The following is a 22144-nucleotide window of genomic DNA, read 5'->3' on the forward strand; positions in this document are numbered from 1 at the left end:
TCTTCACGTGAAAGGCCCCATTGTGAGCGTCACCGCACCCAACGGGTTCCGCGCCTCCGGCGTCAGCGCCGGCCTCAAACCCGACGGCGCCCGCGACGTCGCCGTCGTCGTCAACGACGGCCCCTCCCGCGCCGCCGCGGCCGTGTTCACCCGCAACCGCTTCAAGGCCGCACCGGTGCTGTGGTCGCAGCAGGTGGCCTCGGGCGGCCGGGTCCGCGCCGCAGTACTCAACGCGGGCGGCGCCAACGCCTGCACCGGCCCGGCCGGGTTCCGCGACGCCCACGCCACCGCCGAGCACGTCGCCGACGCGCTGGAGGACTCCGCCGGCGAGATCCTCGTCTGCTCCACCGGCATCATCGGCGAGCGGCTGCCCATGGACACGCTCCTCGACGGCGCGGGCACCGCCGTCGGCTCGGCGGGGCGCGACGGCGGCACCGCCGCGGCCGACGCCATCCGCACCACCGACACCGTCGCCAAGATCGCGTTCAAGCGCGGCGCCGGCTACACCATCGGCGGCATGGCCAAGGGCGCCGGCATGCTCGCCCCCGAGCTGGCCACCATGCTCTGCGTCGTCACCACCGACGCCGACCTCACCGCAGCCCAGTGCGACGCGCTGCTGCGCGCCGCGACCCGCCGCACCTTCGACCGCGTCGACACCGACGGCTGCATCTCCACCAACGACACCGTGGTGCTCATGGCCAGCGGCGCCTCGGGAGCCGCACCCGACGAGGCGGAGTTCGGCGCGCTGCTCACCGAGGTCTGCGACGACCTCGCCCGCCAGCTCGTCGCCGACGCCGAAGGCGCCACCAAGTCCATCTCCGTGGAAGTCGTGGGAGCCGCCTGCGAGGACGACGCCGTCGAAGCCGCCCGCGCCGTGGCCCGCAGCGATCTGTTCAAATGCGCCCTGTTCGGCGAGGACCCCAACTGGGGCCGTGCCCTCTCGGCGGTGGGCACCACACGGGCGGCGTTCGAACCCGACGCGGTCAACCTCGCCATCAACGGCGTGTGGGTCTGCCGCGGCGGCGCCATCGGCGACGACCGCTCCAAAGTCGACCTCGGCGGCCGCGACGTCACGGTCACCGTCGACCTCTCGGCCGGGAGCGAGGCCGCGACCGTGCGCACCACCGACCTGACCACCGGCTACGTGCACGAGAACGCGGCCTACAGCTCCTGACGACCCGCACGGGCGACGACGTTGGAAAGGGAGGGACGACGGTGCGCAGCGGCCCGGCCGGCTCCGGCCGCGGATGCGGCACCGGGAATCCGATGAACTCTCGCAAACAGGCCCTCGACAAGGCCACCACGCTGATCGAAGCCCTGCCCTGGCTGAGCAGGTTCCACGGCAGAACCGTCGTGGTCAAATACGGCGGAAACGCCATGACCGATCCCGCGCTGCGCGAGCGCTTCGCCGAGAACATCGTCTTCCTGCGCTACGCCGGCCTGCGCCCCGTCGTCGTGCACGGCGGCGGGCCCCAGATCGATGCGCACCTCGACCGCCTGGGCATGACCAGCACCTTCGCCGGAGGTCTGCGCGTGACCACCCCCGAGACGATGGACGTCGTCCGCATGGTTCTGGTCGGCCGGGTCAACCGCGACATCGTCGGGCTGATCAACGCCCACGGGCCCTTCGCCGTAGGCATCTCCGGCGAGGACGCCCACCTGTTCACCGCCGAGCGCACGTCCGCCTGGGTCGACGGCGCACCCGTCGACCTCGGGCAGGTCGGCGAAGTCGCCGACGTCCGGCCCGGCGTCGTGCGCACCCTGCTCGACGACGGACGCATCCCCGTCGTCTCCAGCGTCGCCCGCTCCGACGAAGGCGTCTTCAACGTCAACGCCGACACCGCCGCCGCCGCACTCGCGGTGTCGCTGGACGCGGGCAAGCTGGTCGTCCTCACCGACGTCGAAGGCCTCTACGCCGACTACCCCGCCTGCGAGGAGCTGATCAGCAGGCTCACCGCCGGCGAGCTGGAGGCCATGCTCCCCGAACTCTCCACGGGCATGGTCCCCAAAATGGAGGCGTGCCTGCACGCCGTGCGCGGCGGCGTGCCCCAGGCCCACGTCCTCGACGGACGCACCCCCCACTCCATGCTGCTGGAGATCTTCACCAACGAAGGCATCGGCACGATGGTCGTCGCCGAGGCCGAGGAACCCACCGACCCCGTGGACATCGTCGAAGGCGAAGGCGAGTGACCGATGAGCGCCACCACCGACCTGCAAGCCCGCTTCGACGCGGCGCTGATGCCCAACTACGGCACCCCGCCGGTCGCTCTCGTCCGCGGTGAGGGCTGCCGCGTCTACGACGCCGACGGCAAGGCCTACCTCGACCTCATCGCCGGAATCGCCGTCTCCGCGCTCGGCCACGGCCACCCGGCACTGGTGACCGCCGTGTCCGACCAGGCCGCCGCGATCGCCCACACCAGCAACCTGTTCCTGCACGAGCGCGAGGTCGAACTCGCCGAACGGCTCGTCGCCCTCCTCGGCGGCACCCGCGACCGCGATGCCCGGGTGTTCTTCGTCAACTCCGGCGCCGAAGCCAACGAGGCCGCACTCAAACTCGCCAAGCGCGCGGCCGACGCGGGCCGCACCCGCATCGTGGCCACCGAGCACGGCTTCCACGGCCGCACCCTCGGCGCGCTGTCGGTCACCGGGAAATCCGCCATCCGCGACCCCTTCGGCCCCTACGGCACCGACGTGGTCTTCGTCCCCCACGGCGACGCCGACGCGCTGCGCGACGCCGTCGACGAGACCTGCGCCGCCGTCTTCGTCGAACCCGTCCAAGGCGAAGCCGGCGTGGTGCCCGCCCCGGAGGGCTACCTCGCCGAGGTCCGCCGCATCTGCGACGCCACCGGCGCCGCCTTCGTCCTCGACGAGATCCAGAGCGGGATCGGGCGCACCGGGCACTGGTTCGCCCACCAGGCCCACGGCGTCACCCCCGACGTGCTCACCCTCGCCAAAGGGCTGGGCGGCGGACTGCCCATCGGCGCCTGCGTGGGCTTCGGCCGCTACGCGACCGCCTTCGCCAAGGGCGACCACGGTTCCACCTTCGGCGGCAACCCCGTCGCCTGCGCCGCGGCCCTGGCCGTGCTCGACACCGTCGAGAACGACGGCCTGCTGGCCTCGGCCGCCGAACTGGGCACCCTGCTGGAGCACGAGATCGCAGCCGTGGACCATCGGCTGCTGGACGGCGTCCGCGGCGCCGGCCTGTGGCGGGGTCTGCGGCTGAGCGCGCCCGCGTCCGCCGCCGTGCAGTCCTCCGCGGCCGCCCATGGCTTCCTGGTCAACGCGCTCACACCCGACACGATCCGGATCGCGCCCCCGCTGACGGTCTCGCGCGAGGAGATCCTGGAGTTCACCGCGGCCCTGCCCGCCATCCTCGAGGAGGCACGATGACCACCCCCGCCGCCCCCCGGATCCGGCACTTCCTGCGCGACGACGACCTCACCCCCGCCGAGCAGGCCGCCGTCCTCGACCTCGCCGACGCCATGAAGAAGGCCCCCTACGCCCACCGGCCGCTGGAGGGTCCGCGCACCGTCGCGCTGCTGTTCGACAAGCCCTCCACGCGTACCCGGGTGTCCTTCGCCGTCGGCGTGTCCGAACTGGGCGGACACCCTCTGGTCATCGACGCCCACGGCAGCCAGCTCGGGCGCGGCGAACCCGTCGAGGACACCGCCCGCGTGCTGGAGCGCCAGGTCGCCGCCGTCGTCTGGCGCACCTTCGGCCAAGAGCGGCTGGAAGCCATGGCCGCCGCCGGCAGCGTCCCCGTCGTCAACGCCCTCACCGACACGTACCACCCCTGCCAGGTCCTCGCCGACCTGCAGACCGTGCGTGAACGCAAGGGCCGCCTCGCCGGGGCCACCCTCGCCTACTTCGGGGACGGCGCCAACAACATGGCCCACTCCTACATGCTGGGCTGCGCCCTCGCCGGCATGCACGTGCGCATCGCGACCCCCGAGCGGTACCGGCCCGACGCCGACGTGCTCGCACGCGCCGCCGCCGTCGCCGACCGCACCGGCGCCTCCGTCACCGTCACCGACGACGCGGCCGCGGCGGCGTCCGGAGCCGACGTGCTGGCCACCGACGTGTGGACCTCCATGGGCCAGGAGGAGGAGGCCGAGCAGCGCGCCGCCCCCTTCCGCGACTACGCCGTCGACGAGCGCGCCCTGGCCGCGGCCGCCGACGACGCCGTCGTCCTGCACTGCCTGCCCGCCCACCGCGGGGAGGAGATCGCCGCCTCGGTGATCGACGGCCCCAACAGCGCCGTGTGGGACCAGGCGGAGAACCGCCGCCACGCCCAGAAAGCGCTCCTGCGGTTTCTGATCGCCGGCACCGCCGAGCCGGAAACGGGCACCGGGGGCGACCGACGATGACCGTCGACGGCGCCGGCTCCGCACCGATGACGAAAACGGCCCGCCACGCCCGCATCAGCGAGGTCCTCACCCGCCGCGACGTCCGCTCCCAGGCGGACCTGGCGCGGCTGCTGGCCGAAAGCGGCGTGCAGGTCACCCAGGCCACGCTCTCGCGCGACCTGGACGAGCTCGGAGCTGTGAAGCTGCGCACCGTCGACGGGGAACTGATCTACGTCCTCCCCGGAGAGGGCGGCGAGCGGCTGCAGCGGGCCCGTGCCGACACGCTCGGATTGGGCGACACCGTCAACGCACGCCTGACCCGCCTGGCCGAAGACCTCCTGGTCTCGGCCGAAGCCTCGGCCAACATGGTCGTCGTCCGCACACCGCCGGGCGCCGCCCAGTACCTGGCCTCGGCCATCGACCACACCGACTTCCACGCGATCCTCGGCACCATCGCCGGCGACGACACCATCCTGGTGATCTCCCGCGACCCCCAGGGCGGCGAAGAACTGGCGGCAGCGCTGCTGCGGCTGGCCGACCGGCGCCCCTGACGGCGCCGGCCGGGGGCGACCACGGCGCCGAACGCAGCGAACACACCTCGAACAAGCAAGGAGAAGGACATGACCGAGCGGGTCGTACTCGCATACTCGGGGGGACTGGACACCTCCGTCGCCATCGGCTGGGTCGCCGAGGAGACCGGCGCCGAGGTCGTCGCCGTGGCCATCGACTGCGGCCAGGGCGGCGAGGACCTCGACGTGGTCCGCCGGCGGGCGATCGACTGCGGGGCGGTCGAAGCCGTCGTCGCCGACGCCAAGGAGGAGTTCGCCGGCGAGTACTGCATCCCCGCCATCCAGGCCAACTCCCTCTACATGGACCGCTACCCGCTGGTTTCGGCGCTGTCGCGGCCGCTGATCGTCAAGCACCTGGCCGAGGCCGCCCGGTACCACAACGCCACGATGGTCGGCCACGGCTGCACCGGCAAGGGCAACGACCAGGTGCGCTTCGAAGCCGGCCTGGCCGCGCTCTTCCCCGAGCTGAAAGTCGTGGCACCGGTGCGCGACTCCGGCATGACCCGGGACAAGGCCATCGCCTTCGCCGAAGAGAAGGGCCTGCCCATCGACGTCTCCAAGAAGTCGCCCTACTCCATCGACCAGAACCTCTTCGGCCGCGCCGTGGAGACCGGGTTCCTGGAGGACATCTGGAACGGGCCCATCGAGGACGTCTACTCCTACACCGACAACCCCGCCGAGCAGCGCGAGCCCGACGAGCTGGTCGTCACCTTCACCGCGGGCGTGCCCACGGCCGTCGACGGCAAGGAGCTCTCCCCGCTGCAGATCATCGAGGAGATGAACCGCCGCGCCGGCGCCCAGGGCGTGGGCCGCATCGACATGGTCGAAGACCGGCTCGTGGGCATCAAGAGCCGCGAGGTCTACGAGGCGCCCGGCGCCATGGCGCTCATCGCCGCCCACCAGGAGCTGGAGGCCGTCACCGTCGAGCGCGACCTGGCCCGGTTCAAGCGCGGCGTCGACCAGCGCTGGGGCGAGCTGGTCTACGACGGCCTGTGGTTCTCCCCGCTCAAGGGATCCCTGGACCGGTTCGTCGCCGAAGCCAACCGGCACGTCTCGGGCGAGATCCGCATGGTGCTGCACGGCGGTCGCGCCGTCGTCACCGGCCGGCGCAGCGAGTCCTCGCTCTACGACTACGACCTGGCCACCTACGACACCGGCGACGCCTACGACCAGACGATGGCCCGCGGGTTCATCGACGTGTGGAGCATGCCCGCCAAGATCGCCAACCTGCGCGACCGCCAGCAGGGCTGAGCCCGACCGGACGCGGGGCCGGCCGCGCCGCCCGCCGCCGGCGGAGCGGCCGGCCCGGCGCCGGCGTCCGCCGCCCGATCCCGCGCGCACGCGGCGCCGGGACCCGCCGACCGCACGAAGAACGCAAAGGACCCGACCGTGGCCAACGAGAGCGACACCGAGGCCACCCGCCTGTGGGGCGGCCGCTTCTCCGGAGGGCCCTCCGAGGCGCTCGCCCGGCTCTCCCTGAGCACCCACTTCGACTGGCGGCTCGCCCGCCACGACATCGCCGGGTCGCGCGCACACGCGCGCGTCCTGCACCGCGCACAGCTGCTCACCGACGGCGAGCTGGCGGCGATGCTGGACGGACTGGACCGGCTGGAGGCCGACGTCGCCTCCGGCGAGTTCACCCCGGTGCTCGCCGACGAGGACGTGCACACCGCCCTGGAGCGCGGCTTCATCGAGCGCGTCGGACCGGAGCTCGGCGGGCGGCTGCGCGCCGGCCGCTCCCGCAACGACCAGATCGCCACCATGGTGCGGATGTACCTGCGCGAGCAGGCGCGCGCCGTCGCCGGAGAACTGCTGGACCTCGCGGCCGCGCTGGCCGACCAGGCCGAGGCCAACATCGCCGTGCCCATGCCCGGCCGCACCCACCTGCAGCACGCCCAACCGGTGCTGCTGGCCCACCATCTCCTCGCCCACGCGTGGCCGCTGCTGCGCGACGTCGAGCGCCTGCGGGACTGGGACGGCCGCGCCGCCGTCTCGGCCTACGGATCGGGGGCGCTCGCGGGATCGTCGCTGGGCCTGGACCCCGAGTCCGTCGGCGCCGAACTGGGCTTCGCCGCCGCGGCGGAGAACTCCATCGACGGCACCGCCGCGCGCGACGTCGTCGCGGAGTTCGGTTTCGTCAGCGCCATGACCGGCGTCGACCTGTCCCGGCTGGCCGAGGAGATCATCCTGTGGGCGACCAAGGAGTTCTCCTTCGTCACCCTCGACGACGCCTTCTCCACCGGCTCGTCGATCATGCCGCAGAAGAAGAACCCCGACATCGCCGAACTGGCCCGCGGCAAGTCCGGCCGCCTCATCGGGGACCTGTCGGGCCTGCTCTCCACCCTCAAAGGGCTCCCGCTGGCCTACAACCGGGACCTGCAGGAGGACAAGGAGCCCGTCTTCGACGCGGTCGACACGCTCACCCTGCTGCTTCCGGCCTTCACCGGCATGGTCGCCACCCTGGAGTTCAACGGTGAGCGCATGGCGGAACTGGCCCCCCAGGGCTTCTCACTGGCCACCGACATCGCCGAATGGCTGGTGCGGCAGCGGGTTCCCTTCCGCGAGGCCCACGAGATCGCCGGCGCCTGCGTGCGCACCTGCGAGGAGCGCGGCATCGACCTGCCCGAGCTCACCGACGCCGACCTCGCGGGCGTCTCCGCGCACCTGACGCCCGGAGTCCGCGAGGTCCTCTCCGTCGCCGGGTCGCTGGACTCCCGCTCGGCCAAGGGCGGCACCGCGCCCGCCCGCGTGCGCGATCAGCTGGAGCGCCTGCGCGCCGGCATCGCCGACCACCGCACGTTCGCCGAACCCGGGGCCTGAGCCCGCCGGTGCTCCGGTGCGGAGCCCGCCGCACCGGAGCACCGTCCGGAGCCCGAGGCGCCCGCCGGGAACGGCCTGAGTCGATGCCGGGTAGCCGGCCGCGGACGGCGCGGATCCGCCGGGCGGGCCGCCGACGGCGGCGGTACCGAACCGGAACCCGGCGGCGCTGCGGCGCCGGCCCCGATCGATCGCTCCTCCCGCGCCTCCGCGGCGGATCACCTGGGACTTCGTCCAAACCGCCGTCATAGTCGGAGGAATTGCTGTAGCGTCCCGGAACAGTGGGTACCTCGGGTATCGGATCCTGCGCAGACCGTGGCGGGAGACCGGGGGGAGGTGCGAGGGACAGCGGACCGTGAGGAGCGCCGCGTCGGCGATCGACGGGGCCGTGCCGCGGCCGCCGTGCGAATCCGTCCGGGTGCCCGCATCCGCGTACGCGTCGTGGGGGGACTCGATGAGTGAGCAGAGCGGCTCCGATCGCGGTATCAGAGCCCAGCTCAACAGGATCGTGCTGATTCCCGGAATCACGTTCCTGGCACTGTTCGCCGTGCTGAGCACGGCCACGCTCACGCAGGCGATCTCGCTGCGTATCGCCACCGGCGACGGCCGCACCGGCGTCCACCTCTACCGCTCGGTCGTCGAACTCCAGCGCGAGCGCCGGTTGGCGACCGAATACGCCGCCGCCCCCTCGCAGGACGTCGGCGAGGAGCTGCGCCGCCAGACCGGCGTCACCGACGACGTCCTGCAGGACGTCGACGCGCGGGCGAGCGGGCTGCGCAGCCACGCCGACGCCGGTACCGCCCGCATCGCCGACCGCTACCTCACCGGCATCGACGGGCGCACCGACGTGCGAAACGCGGTCACGGCCGGCGAGAGCGGCCCTCGGGCCGCTCTCGGCGCCTACGACCGCATGATCGCCCAGGGAATCCGCCTCTACGACTCGATCGCCCACAACCTCGACGACGGACCCTCCGCGTCCGCCGGCGCCGACGCGGTCGGTCTCATCCGCGCTCAGGAGTCCTTCACCCGCGGCGACGCGCTACTGAGCGGCGCCGTGGCGGCGGGAAACCTCTCGATCGGTCAGCAGACCGAGTTCGCTTCCCTGATCAACGACATGCGCGGACGCGTGGAGGGCCTGTCCCACTCCCTGGAAGGCGACACGGCCCAGGCCCGCAAGGGCATGGTCGACAGCGCCTCCTGGGGGCGGGTGAACGATCTCGCGGACACGGTCATCGGCTACGAGCCCGACATCGAGGTCGACCCGGTCACCGGCGCCGGTTCGCGCGACCGGGAGGCACCCGACGGGCTGGGCGACTGGCGCTCCGCCGCCGACGACGTCGACGCCGACCTGGTGGATCTCGCCGACGCCCAGGTCCGCGCGGTCATGTCCGCGACCGACGCCGCCAGTACCTGGATGTTCAACCTCGCGCTCGGCGGCGGTGTCCTGTCCCTGTTCGCGGGGACCGTCGCCTACGGCGTGGCCTCGCGGTCGGCGGCACGCCTGACCGCGCGGCTGAGCCGGCTGCGCGCCGACACCCTCAGCCTCGCCCGCGACGAACTGCCCCGGATCGTGCGGCGGCTCTCCGACGCCGAGCCCGTCGACCTCGATACCGAACTGCGCCGTCTCGACCACGGAAACGACGAGGTCGGCCAGGTCGCCGACGCCTTCAACACAGCGCAGCGCACCGCCGTCAGCGCCGCCGTCAAGGAAGCCGAGACCCGCGCCGGGGTCAATCGGGTGTTCCTGGCCATCGCCCACCGCAACCAGTCGCTGGTGCAGCGCCAGCTCCAGCTTCTGGACCGCGTGGAGCGCGAAGAGGACGACCCCGACCTGCTTGAGGACCTCTTCCACCTCGACCACCTGGCCACACGCGGGCGCCGCAACGCCGAGAACCTCATCATCCTCGGCGGCGGGCGCCCCGGCCGCCGGTGGCGCAACCCCATCCCGCTCGTCGACATCCTGCGCGGCGCCATCTCCGAGACCGACGAGTACACCCGCGTCAAGCTGCGCGGCGTCCCCGACCTTTCGCTGTCGGGATCGGTGGTCGCCGACGTCATCCACCTGGTAGCCGAACTCGTCGAGAACGCCACAGCGTTCTCTCCGCCGCACACGGTGGTGCACATCCACAGCGAGGTCGTACCCAAGGGCGTGGCCGTGGAGGTCGAGGACCGCGGCCTGGGGATGGGGCCGTCGACGCTGGACGAGGCCAACGCGACCCTGGAGCGGGCGCCCGAGTTCGACGTCATGGCACTGAACCAGGACTCCCGGCTGGGGCTGTTCGTGGTCGCCCGGTTGGCGGCCAAACACGCCGTCAGCGTGCGGCTGTGCCCGTCGCCCTACGGTGGAACGCGCGCCGTCGTGCTCATCCCCGCCGGGCTCATCTCGCCGAGCGAGGCCTCGGCCCCCGGACGGCCCGACGCGGTGCCCGCCGCAGCGCACAGCCGGGGCGAGGGCGACACGGGCGCCGCGGACACCTCCGCCGACCGCCGCGGCGACGTCGGCGGCGCCGACGGGGGCCGGGGAACCGAACCTCCGGCGCCCGCCCCCGCGCCCGCGCCGGCAGGCGGACACGACGGCGCGGCCCTGCCGCACCGGGTTCCCGCCCACCACGGCGACGCTTCCGGTAAGGCCGATGCGCCCGCGGACCCCCCGGCGGCGGAGCCCTCGGGGGGCGGGCAGGGGCCCGCGTCCGACGCCTCCGAGAACGGCGGCGCGCGCCCGTCCCTGCCGCGTCGGCGCCGCCAGGCCAACCTCGCGCCGCAGCTGCGCCAGGATCCCGCCCCCGCGGGCGGCGACACGGGTACGGCCGATCCGTCCGGCGGGCGCGAACCCGAGGACGCCCGGCGGATGATGAGCGCATTCCAGATCGGCACCCGCCGGGGGCGCGAGGAGTCCGACGACGCCGCCGGCCCGGAGGGGGATCCGGAGCCGGTACCGGCCGGAGCGACCGATTCGCACCACCCTGAGCCCGGTGCGGCGGCCGATCCGGTCCGGGAGCATCACACCGCCGACCCGGGTCGGGACACGGGGCGCGCCCCTCGGCCGCACGAACCCGTCGGCGCGGCAGGCGATCGCGCCGGAGGGCGGCCGTCGGGCCAACACACGGGAGAGAGCGAATAGATGATGCAGAACAACCATGCTGCAGGGGATCTGAACTGGCTACTCGACGACCTCGTCGACCGCGTCGTGGGTGCCGAGCACGCGATCGTGCTGTCCGCCGACGGCCTGCTCATCGGGCGGTCGCGCGGGCTCACCCCGGAAGACGGCGAGCACCTGTCGGCAGTGGCATCGGCGTTCCAGAGCCTGGCGCGCGGCACGGGACGGCAATTCGGGGGCGGAGCGGTGCGTCAGACCGTCGTCGAGATGGAGTACGCCTACCTGTTCGTCACGGCCGCCGGCGAAGGGGCCTGCCTCGCGGTGCTCGCCGACGAGACCGCCGACGTCGGGCTCGTCGCCTACGAGATGAACATGCGCATCAAGCGGGTCGGGCAGTTCCTGACCTCCGCTCCGCGGATGCCCGAATCCATGGCGGCGGGGAGTTCCGGCGCATGAGAAACGCAGGTGAACACCGCAGGGGTGACCAGAGCCCCGCGCGTGTCCATGACATGCCCGCGGAGCGCGAACCCCCCGCGGGCGCCGATCCGCCCCCCGGCGCCGGACCCGGGCCGGGGGGCGCCTCCGGTCCGGCGCGGGCGCCCGCGCGCGGCGCCGGCGCGCGCGAAGCGGCCGAGGAGCTGCTGCGCGAGCGTCGGCAGCGCCGCGGCCACGACGCCTCGTTCCCCCGCCACGGTTCCGCCGGCCCGCTGGTGCGCCCCTACGCCGTGACCGGAGGCCGCACCCGCCCCGCCGAGGCGGGGCTGGACATGATCAGCATCGTGGTGGCCACTCGGGAACGAGTGGACTGGGGCGCCCTGGAGCCCGAGCACGCGGCGATCCTGCGGCTGTGCGAAAGGCCCGTGTCCGTCGCCGAGCTCTCGGCTCAACTCGACCTTCCGATGGCGGTGGTGAAGGTGCTGCTGGGCGACCTCATCTCCGACGGAGTCGTCCTCGCCCGCGCGCCGATGCCCGCATCGGACCCACCCCACATGAGCGTCCTCCAGGCGGTACTCGATGGCATCCGCAGACTCTGACAACGCCGCCCCCCATCCCGGCGCCGCATCCGGTCCGGCGTCGGAGGGGCATATCCCCCTCGCGGTCAAGATCCTCGTAGCCGGCGGCTTCGGCGTCGGCAAGACGACGATGGTCGGCTCGGTCAGCGAGATCGCTCCGCTGAGCACCGAGGAGGTCATGACCGAGGCCAGCATGGGCGTCGACGACCTCGGCGGCGTCGAGGACAAGTCGACCACCACCGTGGCCCTCGATTTCGGGCGGATCACCGTCAACCAGCAGGTCGTCCTTTACCTGTTCGGCACCCCCGGTCAGGGCCGGTTCTGGTTCATGTGGGACGAGCTCGCCGAGGGCGCCCTGGGGGCGGTCGTGCTGGCCGACACCCGCCGGCTCGACACCTGCTTTCCCGCCGTGGACTTCTTCGAGCGCCGGCGGATCCCGTTCGTCGTCGCGGTCAACCGGTTCGAGGGCGCCTATGACTACGGGATCGAGGAGGTCCGCGAAGCCGTGGACGTCAGTCCGGAGGTGCCCATCCTGCTCGCCGACGCCCGCGACCGCCAGTCGAGCAAATCGGTTCTGCTCGCACTCGTCGAGCACGTGATGCACCGACGCAGCCCGGCGGTGTCCGGCCAACCGCTAACATAGGCGGACGATCATGACCGCGATCCCCCCAAGCCCGAGGTCCGGTGCCGTTTTCCGACGCCGGAGCCCAGGCGAGCGGGCGAGATCATCACTCACTAGTCGTTAGCATTCTTCGCGTGAACCCTGACAGCATGCATAACTCGGACAGACTGCCCCCTCGGGATCTTCCGCGGCGCCGCTCCGGTCGGCACCGCAACCCGCTGTCCTTCGACAGTTGGGTGGGTACCCCGACTCTCGTCCTCGCCGTTCCGGCCGAGACCGGCTCGTCGGACGACGGTTCCGACGGCGCCGGCATCGGTGCGGAGATGGCCGACCTCGTGCGCGCCTACCGCCCCGAGGTGACCCTCAGGCACGGCCGCGCCGGCAGCCCCGACCTGGTCGAGGCTCTCGCCGGTCTGGAGAGCCGCGAGGATCACCCCCTGCGCGGAGTCGTGGTCCCCTTGGTCACCGGGCCCCACCGCCCCACGTCCGAGGCCGTCGACGCGGCGGTCGCGGAGGCCGGCGCCGACGTCCGCGTCACCGAGGCGCTGGGCCCGCATCCCATGCTCGCCGAGACGCTGCACTTGCGCCTGGCCGAGGCCGGGTTCGTGCGCGCCGACCGGATGCGCCTGATCAGCGTGGTCGCCCCCGGAACCCAGATGACCGACGGCGTCGTCGTCGGCGCGGTCGGTGGCGACGAGGGCATCAGCGCGGCCGGGGTGACCGCCGTGCTGCTGGCGGCGCGGCTGGGCATCACCGTGCTCCCGGCCGACCTCGAGGACCGGGGGAGCCTGGACGACGCGTTCCAGCAGCTCTCGGCCGCCGGGTGTGCGCGCCCGGTGATCGCCCCCTGCGCGGTCGGCCCGGAGTTCCCCGCCGAGCGCCTCGACGAGCTGGCACGGCACTACGACGCCCGTGCGAGCGCTCCGCTGGGCGCCGGCAGCACCCTCGCCAAGATCGCCGCGCTGCGCTACGCCGAAGTGCTGAACACGCTCGGTGCGGAGGTGCCGCCGACCGCCGACGACGTCCCGGCGCCCGTGGGCTCGCGCCACCGCCAGGAGGAGTGAGGTCCGGGACCGCCGTCCCCGGCGGCGCATCCCTGTGCGCCGCCGGGGACGGCGGTCCCGACCTGCGGCACCCTGCGAGTAGCTACCCGATGTGACGATTCGGCAACACGGAGGCATGTGCGTTCGGTAGCGTCTGTGGTTCCAGGTTGGGGGGACCATGGACGAGAACCGACCGACGATACGCAGACAGCTCACCCGCATGGTGCTGATCCCCAGTATCAGCTTCCTCGTGCTGTGGGCGGTCATGGCCGCCGCCGAGACCCGTCAGGCGGGGTCGCTGCTGCTGTCCGTGACCCAGGGCCGCGACGGCATCCACGCTTTCGGCCGCCTCGCCGACGATCTGCGGGCCGAACGCCGCCTCACCCAGATCCACCTCGGATCGCCCGACGATCCGCAGGTGCGACGGGCGCTGAAGACCCAGCGCGAGCAGACCGACGCATCGGCCGAGCGCGCCCACGGGTTCGCCTCCGAGTTCGGACCCGGGCCGCAGGGCGATCCGCTGCCCGGAACCCGCGCCTTCGCTCCCGGCAGCGACCGCCTGACCGGACTGCGCGCCACCGTCGACGGGAGCGCCGCCGACCGCAAAGCCACACTGAACGCCTACAACGAGCTCGTCGAGGAGACATCCGAAGCCGCCGGTGTCCTGCTGCGGCCGCTGGAGCAGGGCGCGAGCCTGACCGAAGCCGCGCAGGCGCGCCGGCTGTCCACCGCGCACGAGCAGTTCTCCCGCTCCGACGCGCTGCTGGCGGGGGCGATCGCGGCAGGCGGCATGGACTACGACGAGACCGCGCACTTCACCTACCTCACCGCTTCCTACCGCGACATACTCTCCGATGCCTCCGAGGGGATGAACGGGCGGACCCGGGACCGCTACGCAGAACTCGCCGCGTCCGGGACGTGGGCCTCCGCCGAGCGGCTCAGCCGCGGCGTGGTCACCCGCCCCCCGGTGGCCGAGGGCATGGGCGACCAGCCGGCCGCCTGGAACTCCGATCTCGACGTCGGAGCCCAGGAGTGGGACCGTGCGGCGACGGCCTCGGAACCCGCCTTGGGCCGGATGGTCGACGCGCAGTTCGACCGCACCGTCGACACCGCCTGGAACGCGGCGGTGCGCCGCCTGGCCGTCGGTGCCGCCGGGGGAGCGCTCACCCTCGCGGCCGGCGTCACCGCCATCGTCGCGGCCACGCGCTCCTCGCGCAGGCTCACCACCCGGTTGCGGCGCCTTCGCGATGACGCCCTGTCCCTGGCCGAAACCCGGTTGCCCGCCATCACCGCCCGCGCCCGCGGGGGACGCAGCGTCGACGTGTCCGCCGAGCTGCCCCGGTTGGACTACGGCGGCGACGAGCTCGGCCAGGTCGCCGACGCATTCGACACCGCCCAGCGCACGGCCGTGGGCGCCGCCGTCAAGGAATCCGAGATCCGCCGCGGCGCCAACCGGGTGTTTCTGGGCATCGCCTACCGCAACCAGGCCCTCGTCCAGCGGCAACTGCGGGTCCTCGACGAGATCGAGGCCGACGAGGAGGACCCCCGCGCCCTGCGCCGGCTGTTCACCCTCGACCATCTGGCGACCCGGGCCCGCCGCTACGCCGACAACCTGATCATCCTCGGCGGCGCCGGATCCGCCCGGCGGTGGCGCGAGCCGCTGCCGTTGGCCGACGTGCTGCGCGGGGCCATCACCGAGACCGAGGACTACGAGCGTGTCCGGCTGACCTCCGCGCCCCGCGCCCGGCTCAGCGGCACCGCCGTCGCCGACGTCGTGCACCTGCTCGCCGAACTGATCGAGAACGCCACCCAGTTCTCGCCCGCAGGAAGCCCGGTCCACGTCAACTGCGGCCGGATCAGCGGCGGTGCCGCCGTCGAGGTCGAGGACCGCGGACTGGGCCTGACCGACCAGGGCTACGCCGAGGCCGCCCGGGTGCTGAGCGAGTCGCCGGAGTTCGACGTCATGGCGCTGCCCGAGGAACCCCGGCTCGGGCTGTTCGTCGTAGCGCGGCTGGGGGCTCGCCACGGCGTGGCGGTGCGGCTCCGCCCGTCGCCCTATGGCGGTACGAGCGCCACCGCCGTCCTGCCCGACCGGCTGCTGGAGTGGGCGCCCGCGGTTTCTCAGGCGCCCCAGGACGCCCTGGTGGAGCAGCACGCCGCGACCGGCGACGCATACGGAGAGCAGCGCGATGACCGCAGATAGAGGAGGACCCCAGGGCGACCCGGGCCGGCTCGTGCGTCCTTTCGCCATCGGCGTCGACGGCGCACCCGCGAACTCCGGGCTGGATCTGCTCACCCGCGTGGTGGCGCGCCGGCCGCCCGGCGACCACGACCACCTGCGACCCGAGCGCGAGTCGCTGCTGCGGCTGGCCGCGCAGCCGCAGTCGGTGGCCGAGCTCGCCGCCCTGGTCGGTCTGCCGCTGAGTGTGGCCAAGCTGCTGATCGCCGACATGATCGAGGGCCGGGACCTCGCCCTGTGCACCTCCGCTTCGGCGGTGCCCGGCGACGATGTGCTGCACATGCTGCTGGAGGGGCTGCGCGCCCTGTGAGCCGGGTGCGGGGCCGGGGTCCGCGGCGCAGGGCGAGACCTGTGCGGCGCGTCCCCCCTTGCTAGCGTTTCGCGGGTGAGCATGGAACGTATCGGGATCATCGGCGGTGGGATCGTCGGGCTCGCGCTGGCCCGATGGATCACGCGGAACCGCCCCGGCGCACGCGTCACGGTCCTGGAGAAGGAGGACGCGGTCGCCCGGCACCAGACCGGGCACAACAGCGGGGTCGTGCACGCGGGCCTGTACTACCGGCCGGGCTCGCTCAAAGCGACGCTGTGCCGGCGCGGAACCGCGCTGCTGCGCGAGTACTGCGCCGAACACGGGCTGCCCTTCGAACAGGTCGGCAAGGTGCTGGTCGCCACCGGCAGCGAAGACGCCGCCCGGCTGGACGATATCGAGCGCCGCGCCGAGGCCAACGGGGTTCCCGGCGTCCGGCGGCTGGGCCCCGGGGGGCTGCGCGAGATCGAGCCGCATGTGCGCGGCGTCGGGGGTGTGCACTCGCCCTCCACTGCGATCACCGACTTCGTCGCGGTCGCCGAGGCGCTGGCCGACGACGTGCGCCGCAGCGGCGGCCGAATCGTGCTGGGCGCCCCGGTGATCGCGCTGCGCCAGGGCGCCGACGACGCCGAGGTGCTCACCGGCGACCCGCGCGGCGAGCGGGTCCGCCGCTCCTTCGACCGGGTCGTCGTATGCGGCGGCTTGCACAGCGACCTGCTCGCGCGCATGGCGGGCGCACCGGCCGACCCCCGCATCGTGCCCTTCCGCGGCAACTACCACGAGCTGGCGCCCGGAAGCCGCTACCTGGTGCGCGGCTTGATCTATCCGGTGCCCGACCCCCGTCACCCCTTCCTGGGTGTGCACCTGACACGGCACGTCCACGGCGAGGTGTCGGCCGGCCCCAACGCGATCCCGGCGGCGGCCCGGGAGGGCTACCGGGCGCGCGACGTCCGCGCGTCCGAGCTCGCGGACACGCTGTCCGCTGCGGGGTTCTGGCGGCTGGCCCGCCGGCACTGGAGCCGGGGCGTGCGGGAGGCGGCGGTCTCGGCCTCCGCCGCCGTCTTCGCCCGCCACGCCCGCCGGCTGGTGCCCGCGATCACCGGTGCGGACCTGCGGCCCGCGCCCGCCGGCGTGCGCGCCCAGGCCCTCAGCCCCAGCGGTGCGCTCCTCGACGACTTCGCGGTGGACACCTACTCCCGCATCTCCTGCGTGCGCAACGCACCGTCGCCGGCGGCGACCGCGTCGCTGGCGATCGCCGAGCACCTGGGCGAGCACGTGCTCTTCTCCTGACGCGGGTTCCGGCGCCTGAACGGCGGTGCGCACACGTCCGCGTGCGCACCGCCGCCGGTCGGCGGGGCCCGGTCAGGCCGCCGGTCCGGTCAGCAGGCGGAGTCCAGCACGTCCTCCAGTGCCGCCGTCTCGGCGGAGTCGGCGCTGAGGCCCCATTCGTGCTTCACCCGAATCCAGCTCTTGGCGTAGTCGCAGTGCACGGCGGTGCGCTCGGGCATCCAGTCGGCGGGGTCGCTGTCGCCTTTGGAGCTGTTGCTGGAGACGCTGACGGCCCACAGCTGCGGCGTGTCCAGATCGTTGGCGAAGGCCTCGCGGCGCGCGGTGGACCAGGTGTCGGCGCCGGACTTCCAGGCCTCGGACAGCGCCACCATGTGGTCGACGCTGGCCTCGGACGGGTCGGAGGTGGTGGATCCGTCGTAGGGGCTGGTCCAGGTGCCGGATACGGGGTAGCAGTCGGCGCCGACTTCGACGCCGGAACCGTCGCGGAGCAGCACCGTTTCACGGGCGTTGCAGGTGCCCTCGGCCGGCGACCAGTGCGGGAACAGGTCGCGGTCGTAGCCCGACGAGGAGCCTTCCGGCTCGGTCGGCAGCTGCGCCAACTGGGAACGGGATTCGGACAGGCTCGGCGGGGGCGGCGGTGCGGCGTGCGCGGGTACGGCGGCGCCTGCGAGCAGGACGAGTGCGGACAGGGCGGCCGCGATCGCGGAGGCGGACGGACGCACGGGGGAGGTCATCGGATCTCCAAAAGCGAGCGGGGAGACTTCCGGACTCTTCGAGGCTTTCGCACTGCGGGTGTCCCGCGAAACACGTGCTGTACAAACAATCCCTTACTTCCGATGACCGGGATCCGAAACCACCGCTCCGGCGACGGCCGATCCGCCCCCGCGCCCTACGCCCGCCCGGGCGGATATCCGCGGGCGCCGCGCCGCCGCAGCGGATACGGTGGACGGCGTTCGACCGCACAACCACGGCGGCCCCGCGCCAGGTCCGGCGCGGCCGGCCCCTCCGACGGAAAGACGACCGTGACCGACATCATCGACGACCTCGAATGGCGCGGACTCCTCGCGCAGACCACCGACCCCGGCGACCTCCGCAAGGCGCTCGCCGACGGCCCGGTCACCGTCTATTGCGGCTTCGATCCCACAGCGGGCAGCCTGCACGTCGGCCACCTCCTGCAGGTCCTCACCCTCGCCCGGTTCCAGCGGGCCGGGCACCGGCCCGTCGCACTCGTCGGCGGGGGGACGGGACTGATCGGCGACCCCAAGGCGAGCGCGGAGCGCGCGCTCAACTCCGTGGAGACCGTCGGGGAGTGGGTGGGCAACCTCGGCGGCCAGCTTTCGGCGTTCCTGCGCTTCACCCCGCAGGACGGTGCCGCCGAGGCCACCGACGCCCTGCTGGTCGACAACGGAGCGTGGCTGCGCGCCATGAGTGCCGTGGACCTGCTCCGCGACGTCGGCAAGCACTTCAGTGTCAACCAGATGCTCGCCCGCGAGACCGTCCGCACCCGCCTCGACGGTGAAGGGATGAGCTTCACCGAGTTCAGCTACGTGCTGCTGCAGTCCTACGACTACGTCGAGCTCTACCGCCGCCACGGCTGCACGCTGCAGATCGGCGGAAGCGACCAGTGGGGCAACATCACGGCGGGCCTGGATCTGATCCGCCGGATGGACGGCAACGAGCCGCACGGGCCGGCGCACGCGCTGACGACCAACCTGCTCACCAAGGCCGACGGCAGCAAGTTCGGCAAGACCGAGTCGGGCGCGGTGTGGCTGGACAGCGAGCTGACCAGCCCGTACGCCTTCTACCAGTTCTGGTTCAACGCCGACGACCGGGACGTGGGCCGCTACCTGCGGGTGTTCAGTCTGCGCTCCCGCGAGGAGATCGAGGATCTGGAGCGCCAGACCGAGGAGCGGCCGGCGGCTCGCGCCGCGCAGCGCGCGCTGGCCGAGGAACTGACCACTCTGGTGCACGGCGGAGAGGAGTGCGGCAAGGTCGTCGAGGCGAGCCGCGCGCTCTTCGGCCAGGGCGATCTGGCGGCTCTCGACGCCCGCACGCTGGGGGCGGCTATCGCCGAGGTGCCCAATACGGCGCCGGCCGGCCCGGCGGAGGAGCTGCCGCCGGTGGTCGACCTTCTCGCGGACACCGGCCTGGTGCCGAGCAAGTCGGCCGCCCGGCGCACGGTCCAGGAGGGCGGCGCGTACGTGAACAACGTCAAAGTCACCGACGTCGACGCCCGCGTGGGAGCCCGGGACCTGCTGCACGGGCGCTACCTCGTGCTGCGGAGGGGCAAGCGCAGCGTCGGCGGTGTCGTCCTCGGCGAGGCGTGAGTCCGAACGGGGCCGGGTACCGGTACCCGGCCCCGTTCGGACCGCGGTCGTTCACCGGTTCCGGGAACATCGGACGCGGCGAGTGTGTTTACCGCGTGCGGATCGGGGGGAGAACTCTGAGCGCAACAGCAGGACATGACCGGCCGCGCAGCGACGAGAGCGGGCTGTGCGAGCAGGACCGGCGTCGGAACGCGTGCGACGTCCCGCCCCGATACGGGACGGCGGAACCGGACACCGGCCCGAACCGGCGATTTGACGTCTCGGTGCGCGGAACCTATCGTTGACAGGCCGATGCGGGACGGCAGGAAGCCTCACGGCGAACGGTCCGGACCGCAATTCGGAACCCGAGGAATCTTGGCACGCATCGTCTGTGTGCCTGGTAGTCTCGAAAAGACCGATCAGTCGGAACCGACGGATCGGGAATGGATGCGCCGGCACCGAACAGCAGCCGATTTGGTTCTTTTCGGGTGAACTGGTAAATTCGTAGAAACAAAGCGGGAAGCGCGGAACGGTGTTCTGCGGATTCCCGCCGGGAGATTCCGTCTCTTGGGAAGAGCTCGGGCGGATCCGCCGGACGGCGGGTCGGGGCTTGTACCGGATGAGCGGTCGTTCCTTGAGAACTCAACAGCGCGTGTTTTTCTTTGTGCCAAGTTTGTTTTGGCCCCGTGGAACCGGCGCCTTCGGGCGGTTCGGTTCCGGGGTTCCTTTGATGGGCCCGGGTTGGCTCCGCGTGCTGCGCGGGGTTTTTACCGGGTCGTGTCGGGGTTCAGACCTTTAATGGAGAGTTTGATCCTGGCTCAGGACGAACGCTGGCGGCGTGCTTAACACATGCAAGTCGAGCGGTAAGGCCCTTCGGGGTACACGAGCGGCGAACGGGTGAGTAACACGTGAGCAACCTGCCCCTGACTCCGGGATAAGCCGGGGAAACCCGGTCTAATACCGGATAGGACGTTCCGTCGCATGGCGGGGCGTGGAAAGGTTTTTCTCCGATCAGGGAGGGGCTCGCGGCCTATCAGCTTGTTGGTGGGGTGAAGGCCTACCAAGGCGATTACGGGTAGCCGGCCTGAGAGGGCGACCGGCCACACTGGGACTGAGACACGGCCCAGACTCCTACGGGAGGCAGCAGTGGGGAATATTGCGCAATGGGCGGAAGCCTGACGCAGCGACGCCGCGTGGGGGATGACGGCCTTCGGGTTGTAAACCTCTTTTACCACCGACGCAGGCCCGTGCTTCTGTGCGGGTTGACGGTAGGTGGGGAATAAGGACCGGCCAACTACGTGCCAGCAGCCGCGGTAATACGTAGGGTCCGAGCGTTGTCCGGAATTATTGGGCGTAAAGAGCTCGTAGGCGGCGTGTCGCGTCTGCTGTGTAAGTCCGGGGCTTAACTCCGGTTTGGCAGTGGATACGGGCATGCTAGAGGTAGGCAGGGGAGACTGGAATTCCTGGTGTAGCGGTGAAATGCGCAGATATCAGGAGGAACACCGGTGGCGAAGGCGGGTCTCTGGGCCTTACCTGACGCTGAGGAGCGAAAGCGTGGGGAGCGAACAGGATTAGATACCCTGGTAGTCCACGCTGTAAACGTTGGGCGCTAGGTGTGGGGACTTTCCACGGTTTCCGTGCCGTAGCTAACGCATTAAGCGCCCCGCCTGGGGAGTACGGCCGCAAGGCTAAAACTCAAAGGAATTGACGGGGGCCCGCACAAGCGGCGGAGCATGTTGCTTAATTCGACGCAACGCGAAGAACCTTACCAAGGTTTGACATGCCGGGAAATCCTCCGGAGACGGGGGGTGCCTTCGGGCGTTCCGGCACAGGTGGTGCATGGCTGTCGTCAGCTCGTGTCGTGAGATGTTGGGTTAAGTCCCGCAACGAGCGCAACCCTTGTTCCATGTTGCCAGCACGTGATGGTGGGGACTCATGGGAGACTGCCGGGGTCAACTCGGAGGAAGGTGGGGATGACGTCAAGTCATCATGCCCCTTATGTCTTGGGCTGCAAACATGCTACAATGGCCGGTACAGTGGGCGTGCGATGCCGTGAGGCGGAGCGAATCCCTAAAAGCCGGTCTCAGTTCGGATTGGGGTCTGCAACTCGACCCCATGAAGGTGGAGTCGCTAGTAATCGCGGATCAGCAACGCCGCGGTGAATACGTTCCCGGGCCTTGTACACACCGCCCGTCACGTCATGAAAGTCGGCAACACCCGAAACGTGCGGCCTAACCCTGCGGGGAGGGAGTGCGTGAAGGTGGGGCTGGCGATTGGGACGAAGTCGTAACAAGGTAGCCGTACCGGAAGGTGCGGCTGGATCACCTCCTTTCTAAGGAGTCGTTGCTGTCGGCCCGTTGTTTTTCGTCGTGGGCCGGCCGGCTCGGAAGTGGACCCGGTTCCGGGTGTGCGCGGTGCTCGGGCGCCCTTGTAGGGGGCGCCGGGTGGCCGGTGCGCCGGTGCCGGGAGTGGTTGCGGAGGATGCACGCGCTGTT

General features: G+C 71.9%; 17 protein-coding genes and 1 rRNA gene. 17 read left to right on the plus strand and 1 reads right to left on the minus strand.

What is annotated here, in order from left to right; genetic code table 11:
* Positions 1 to 22: 22 nt before the first annotated feature.
* From argJ to lhgD, 15 genes are all read left to right on the plus strand, one after another.
* On the plus strand, positions 23 to 1174 hold the full coding sequence (gene argJ, locus HNR25_RS21460; protein ID WP_184638115.1) for a bifunctional glutamate N-acetyltransferase/amino-acid acetyltransferase ArgJ: 1152 nt from the start codon (positions 23 to 25) through the stop codon (positions 1172 to 1174).
* Between the two features lie 92 nt (positions 1175 to 1266).
* Positions 1267 to 2190 (plus strand): acetylglutamate kinase, encoded by a 924-nt coding sequence (argB, locus tag HNR25_RS21465; protein ID WP_184638117.1) that lies wholly within the window; start codon positions 1267 to 1269, stop codon positions 2188 to 2190.
* A gap of 3 nt (positions 2191 to 2193) precedes the next feature.
* Positions 2194 to 3390 (plus strand): acetylornithine transaminase, encoded by a 1197-nt coding sequence (locus tag HNR25_RS21470; protein ID WP_184638119.1) that lies wholly within the window; start codon positions 2194 to 2196, stop codon positions 3388 to 3390.
* The gene (gene argF / locus HNR25_RS21475; protein WP_184638121.1) at positions 3387 to 4367 is read left to right on the plus strand and encodes an ornithine carbamoyltransferase; all 981 of its coding nucleotides are present in this window, start codon (positions 3387 to 3389) and stop codon (positions 4365 to 4367) included. The genes HNR25_RS21470 and argF overlap by 4 nt, the downstream gene beginning before the upstream one ends.
* Positions 4364 to 4897, plus strand: coding sequence for an arginine repressor (locus HNR25_RS21480; protein WP_184638123.1), 534 nt, complete (start codon positions 4364 to 4366; stop codon positions 4895 to 4897). Before argF ends, HNR25_RS21480 begins: the two co-directional genes overlap by 4 nt.
* Before the next feature lie 69 nt (positions 4898 to 4966).
* Positions 4967 to 6166 (plus strand): argininosuccinate synthase, encoded by a 1200-nt coding sequence (locus HNR25_RS21485; protein ID WP_184638125.1) that lies wholly within the window; start codon positions 4967 to 4969, stop codon positions 6164 to 6166.
* Between the two features lie 138 nt (positions 6167 to 6304).
* The gene (argH, locus tag HNR25_RS21490; RefSeq protein ID WP_184638127.1) at positions 6305 to 7735 is read left to right on the plus strand and encodes an argininosuccinate lyase; all 1431 of its coding nucleotides are present in this window, start codon (positions 6305 to 6307) and stop codon (positions 7733 to 7735) included.
* Positions 7736 to 8186: 451 nt separating this feature from the next.
* Entirely contained in the window at positions 8187 to 10853 is a 2667-nt protein-coding gene (locus HNR25_RS21495; RefSeq protein WP_184638129.1) for a sensor histidine kinase, read from the plus strand.
* The gene (locus tag HNR25_RS21500; RefSeq protein WP_184638131.1) at positions 10854 to 11285 is read left to right on the plus strand and encodes a roadblock/LC7 domain-containing protein; all 432 of its coding nucleotides are present in this window, start codon (positions 10854 to 10856) and stop codon (positions 11283 to 11285) included.
* 185 nt (positions 11286 to 11470) lie between these two features.
* Positions 11471 to 11863, plus strand: coding sequence for a DUF742 domain-containing protein (locus tag HNR25_RS21505; protein ID WP_312862741.1), 393 nt, complete (start codon positions 11471 to 11473; stop codon positions 11861 to 11863).
* Positions 11844 to 12485 (plus strand): GTP-binding protein, encoded by a 642-nt coding sequence (locus HNR25_RS21510; RefSeq protein WP_184638135.1) that lies wholly within the window; start codon positions 11844 to 11846, stop codon positions 12483 to 12485. Before HNR25_RS21505 ends, HNR25_RS21510 begins: the two co-directional genes overlap by 20 nt.
* Before the next feature lie 128 nt (positions 12486 to 12613).
* Complete coding sequence (locus HNR25_RS21515; protein ID WP_184638137.1) at positions 12614 to 13528, plus strand: sirohydrochlorin chelatase; 915 nt, start codon at positions 12614 to 12616, stop codon at positions 13526 to 13528.
* A gap of 157 nt (positions 13529 to 13685) precedes the next feature.
* Positions 13686 to 15710 carry a sensor histidine kinase gene (locus HNR25_RS21520; RefSeq protein ID WP_246463804.1) on the plus strand — a complete coding sequence of 675 codons (2025 nt, stop codon included), beginning with the start codon at positions 13686 to 13688 and terminating at the stop codon, positions 15708 to 15710.
* Positions 15697 to 16056: a DUF742 domain-containing protein gene (locus HNR25_RS21525; protein ID WP_184638139.1), complete on the plus strand. Its 360-nt coding sequence runs from the start codon at positions 15697 to 15699 to the stop codon at positions 16054 to 16056. The genes HNR25_RS21520 and HNR25_RS21525 overlap by 14 nt, the downstream gene beginning before the upstream one ends.
* A gap of 81 nt (positions 16057 to 16137) precedes the next feature.
* Positions 16138 to 17343: an L-2-hydroxyglutarate dehydrogenase gene (gene lhgD / locus HNR25_RS21530; RefSeq protein WP_184639661.1), complete on the plus strand. Its 1206-nt coding sequence runs from the start codon at positions 16138 to 16140 to the stop codon at positions 17341 to 17343.
* 89 nt (positions 17344 to 17432) lie between these two features.
* On the opposite strand, the gene HNR25_RS21535 is transcribed toward lhgD, so the two are convergent.
* Positions 17433 to 18077, minus strand: a complete 645-nt coding sequence (locus HNR25_RS21535) for an HNH endonuclease family protein (RefSeq protein WP_184638141.1) — start codon at positions 18075 to 18077, stop codon at positions 17433 to 17435.
* Positions 18078 to 18365: 288 nt separating this feature from the next.
* On the opposite strand from HNR25_RS21535, the gene tyrS reads away from it, so the two are divergent.
* Complete coding sequence (tyrS, locus tag HNR25_RS21540; RefSeq protein WP_184638143.1) at positions 18366 to 19670, plus strand: tyrosine--tRNA ligase; 1305 nt, start codon at positions 18366 to 18368, stop codon at positions 19668 to 19670.
* A gap of 774 nt (positions 19671 to 20444) precedes the next feature.
* Positions 20445 to 21981 (plus strand): 16S ribosomal RNA (locus tag HNR25_RS21545).
* Positions 21982 to 22144: the final 163 nt, after the last annotated feature.

It is taken from the genome of Streptomonospora salina (assembly GCF_014204715.1).
Classification (GTDB): Bacteria; Actinomycetota; Actinomycetes; order Streptosporangiales; family Streptosporangiaceae; genus Streptomonospora; species Streptomonospora salina.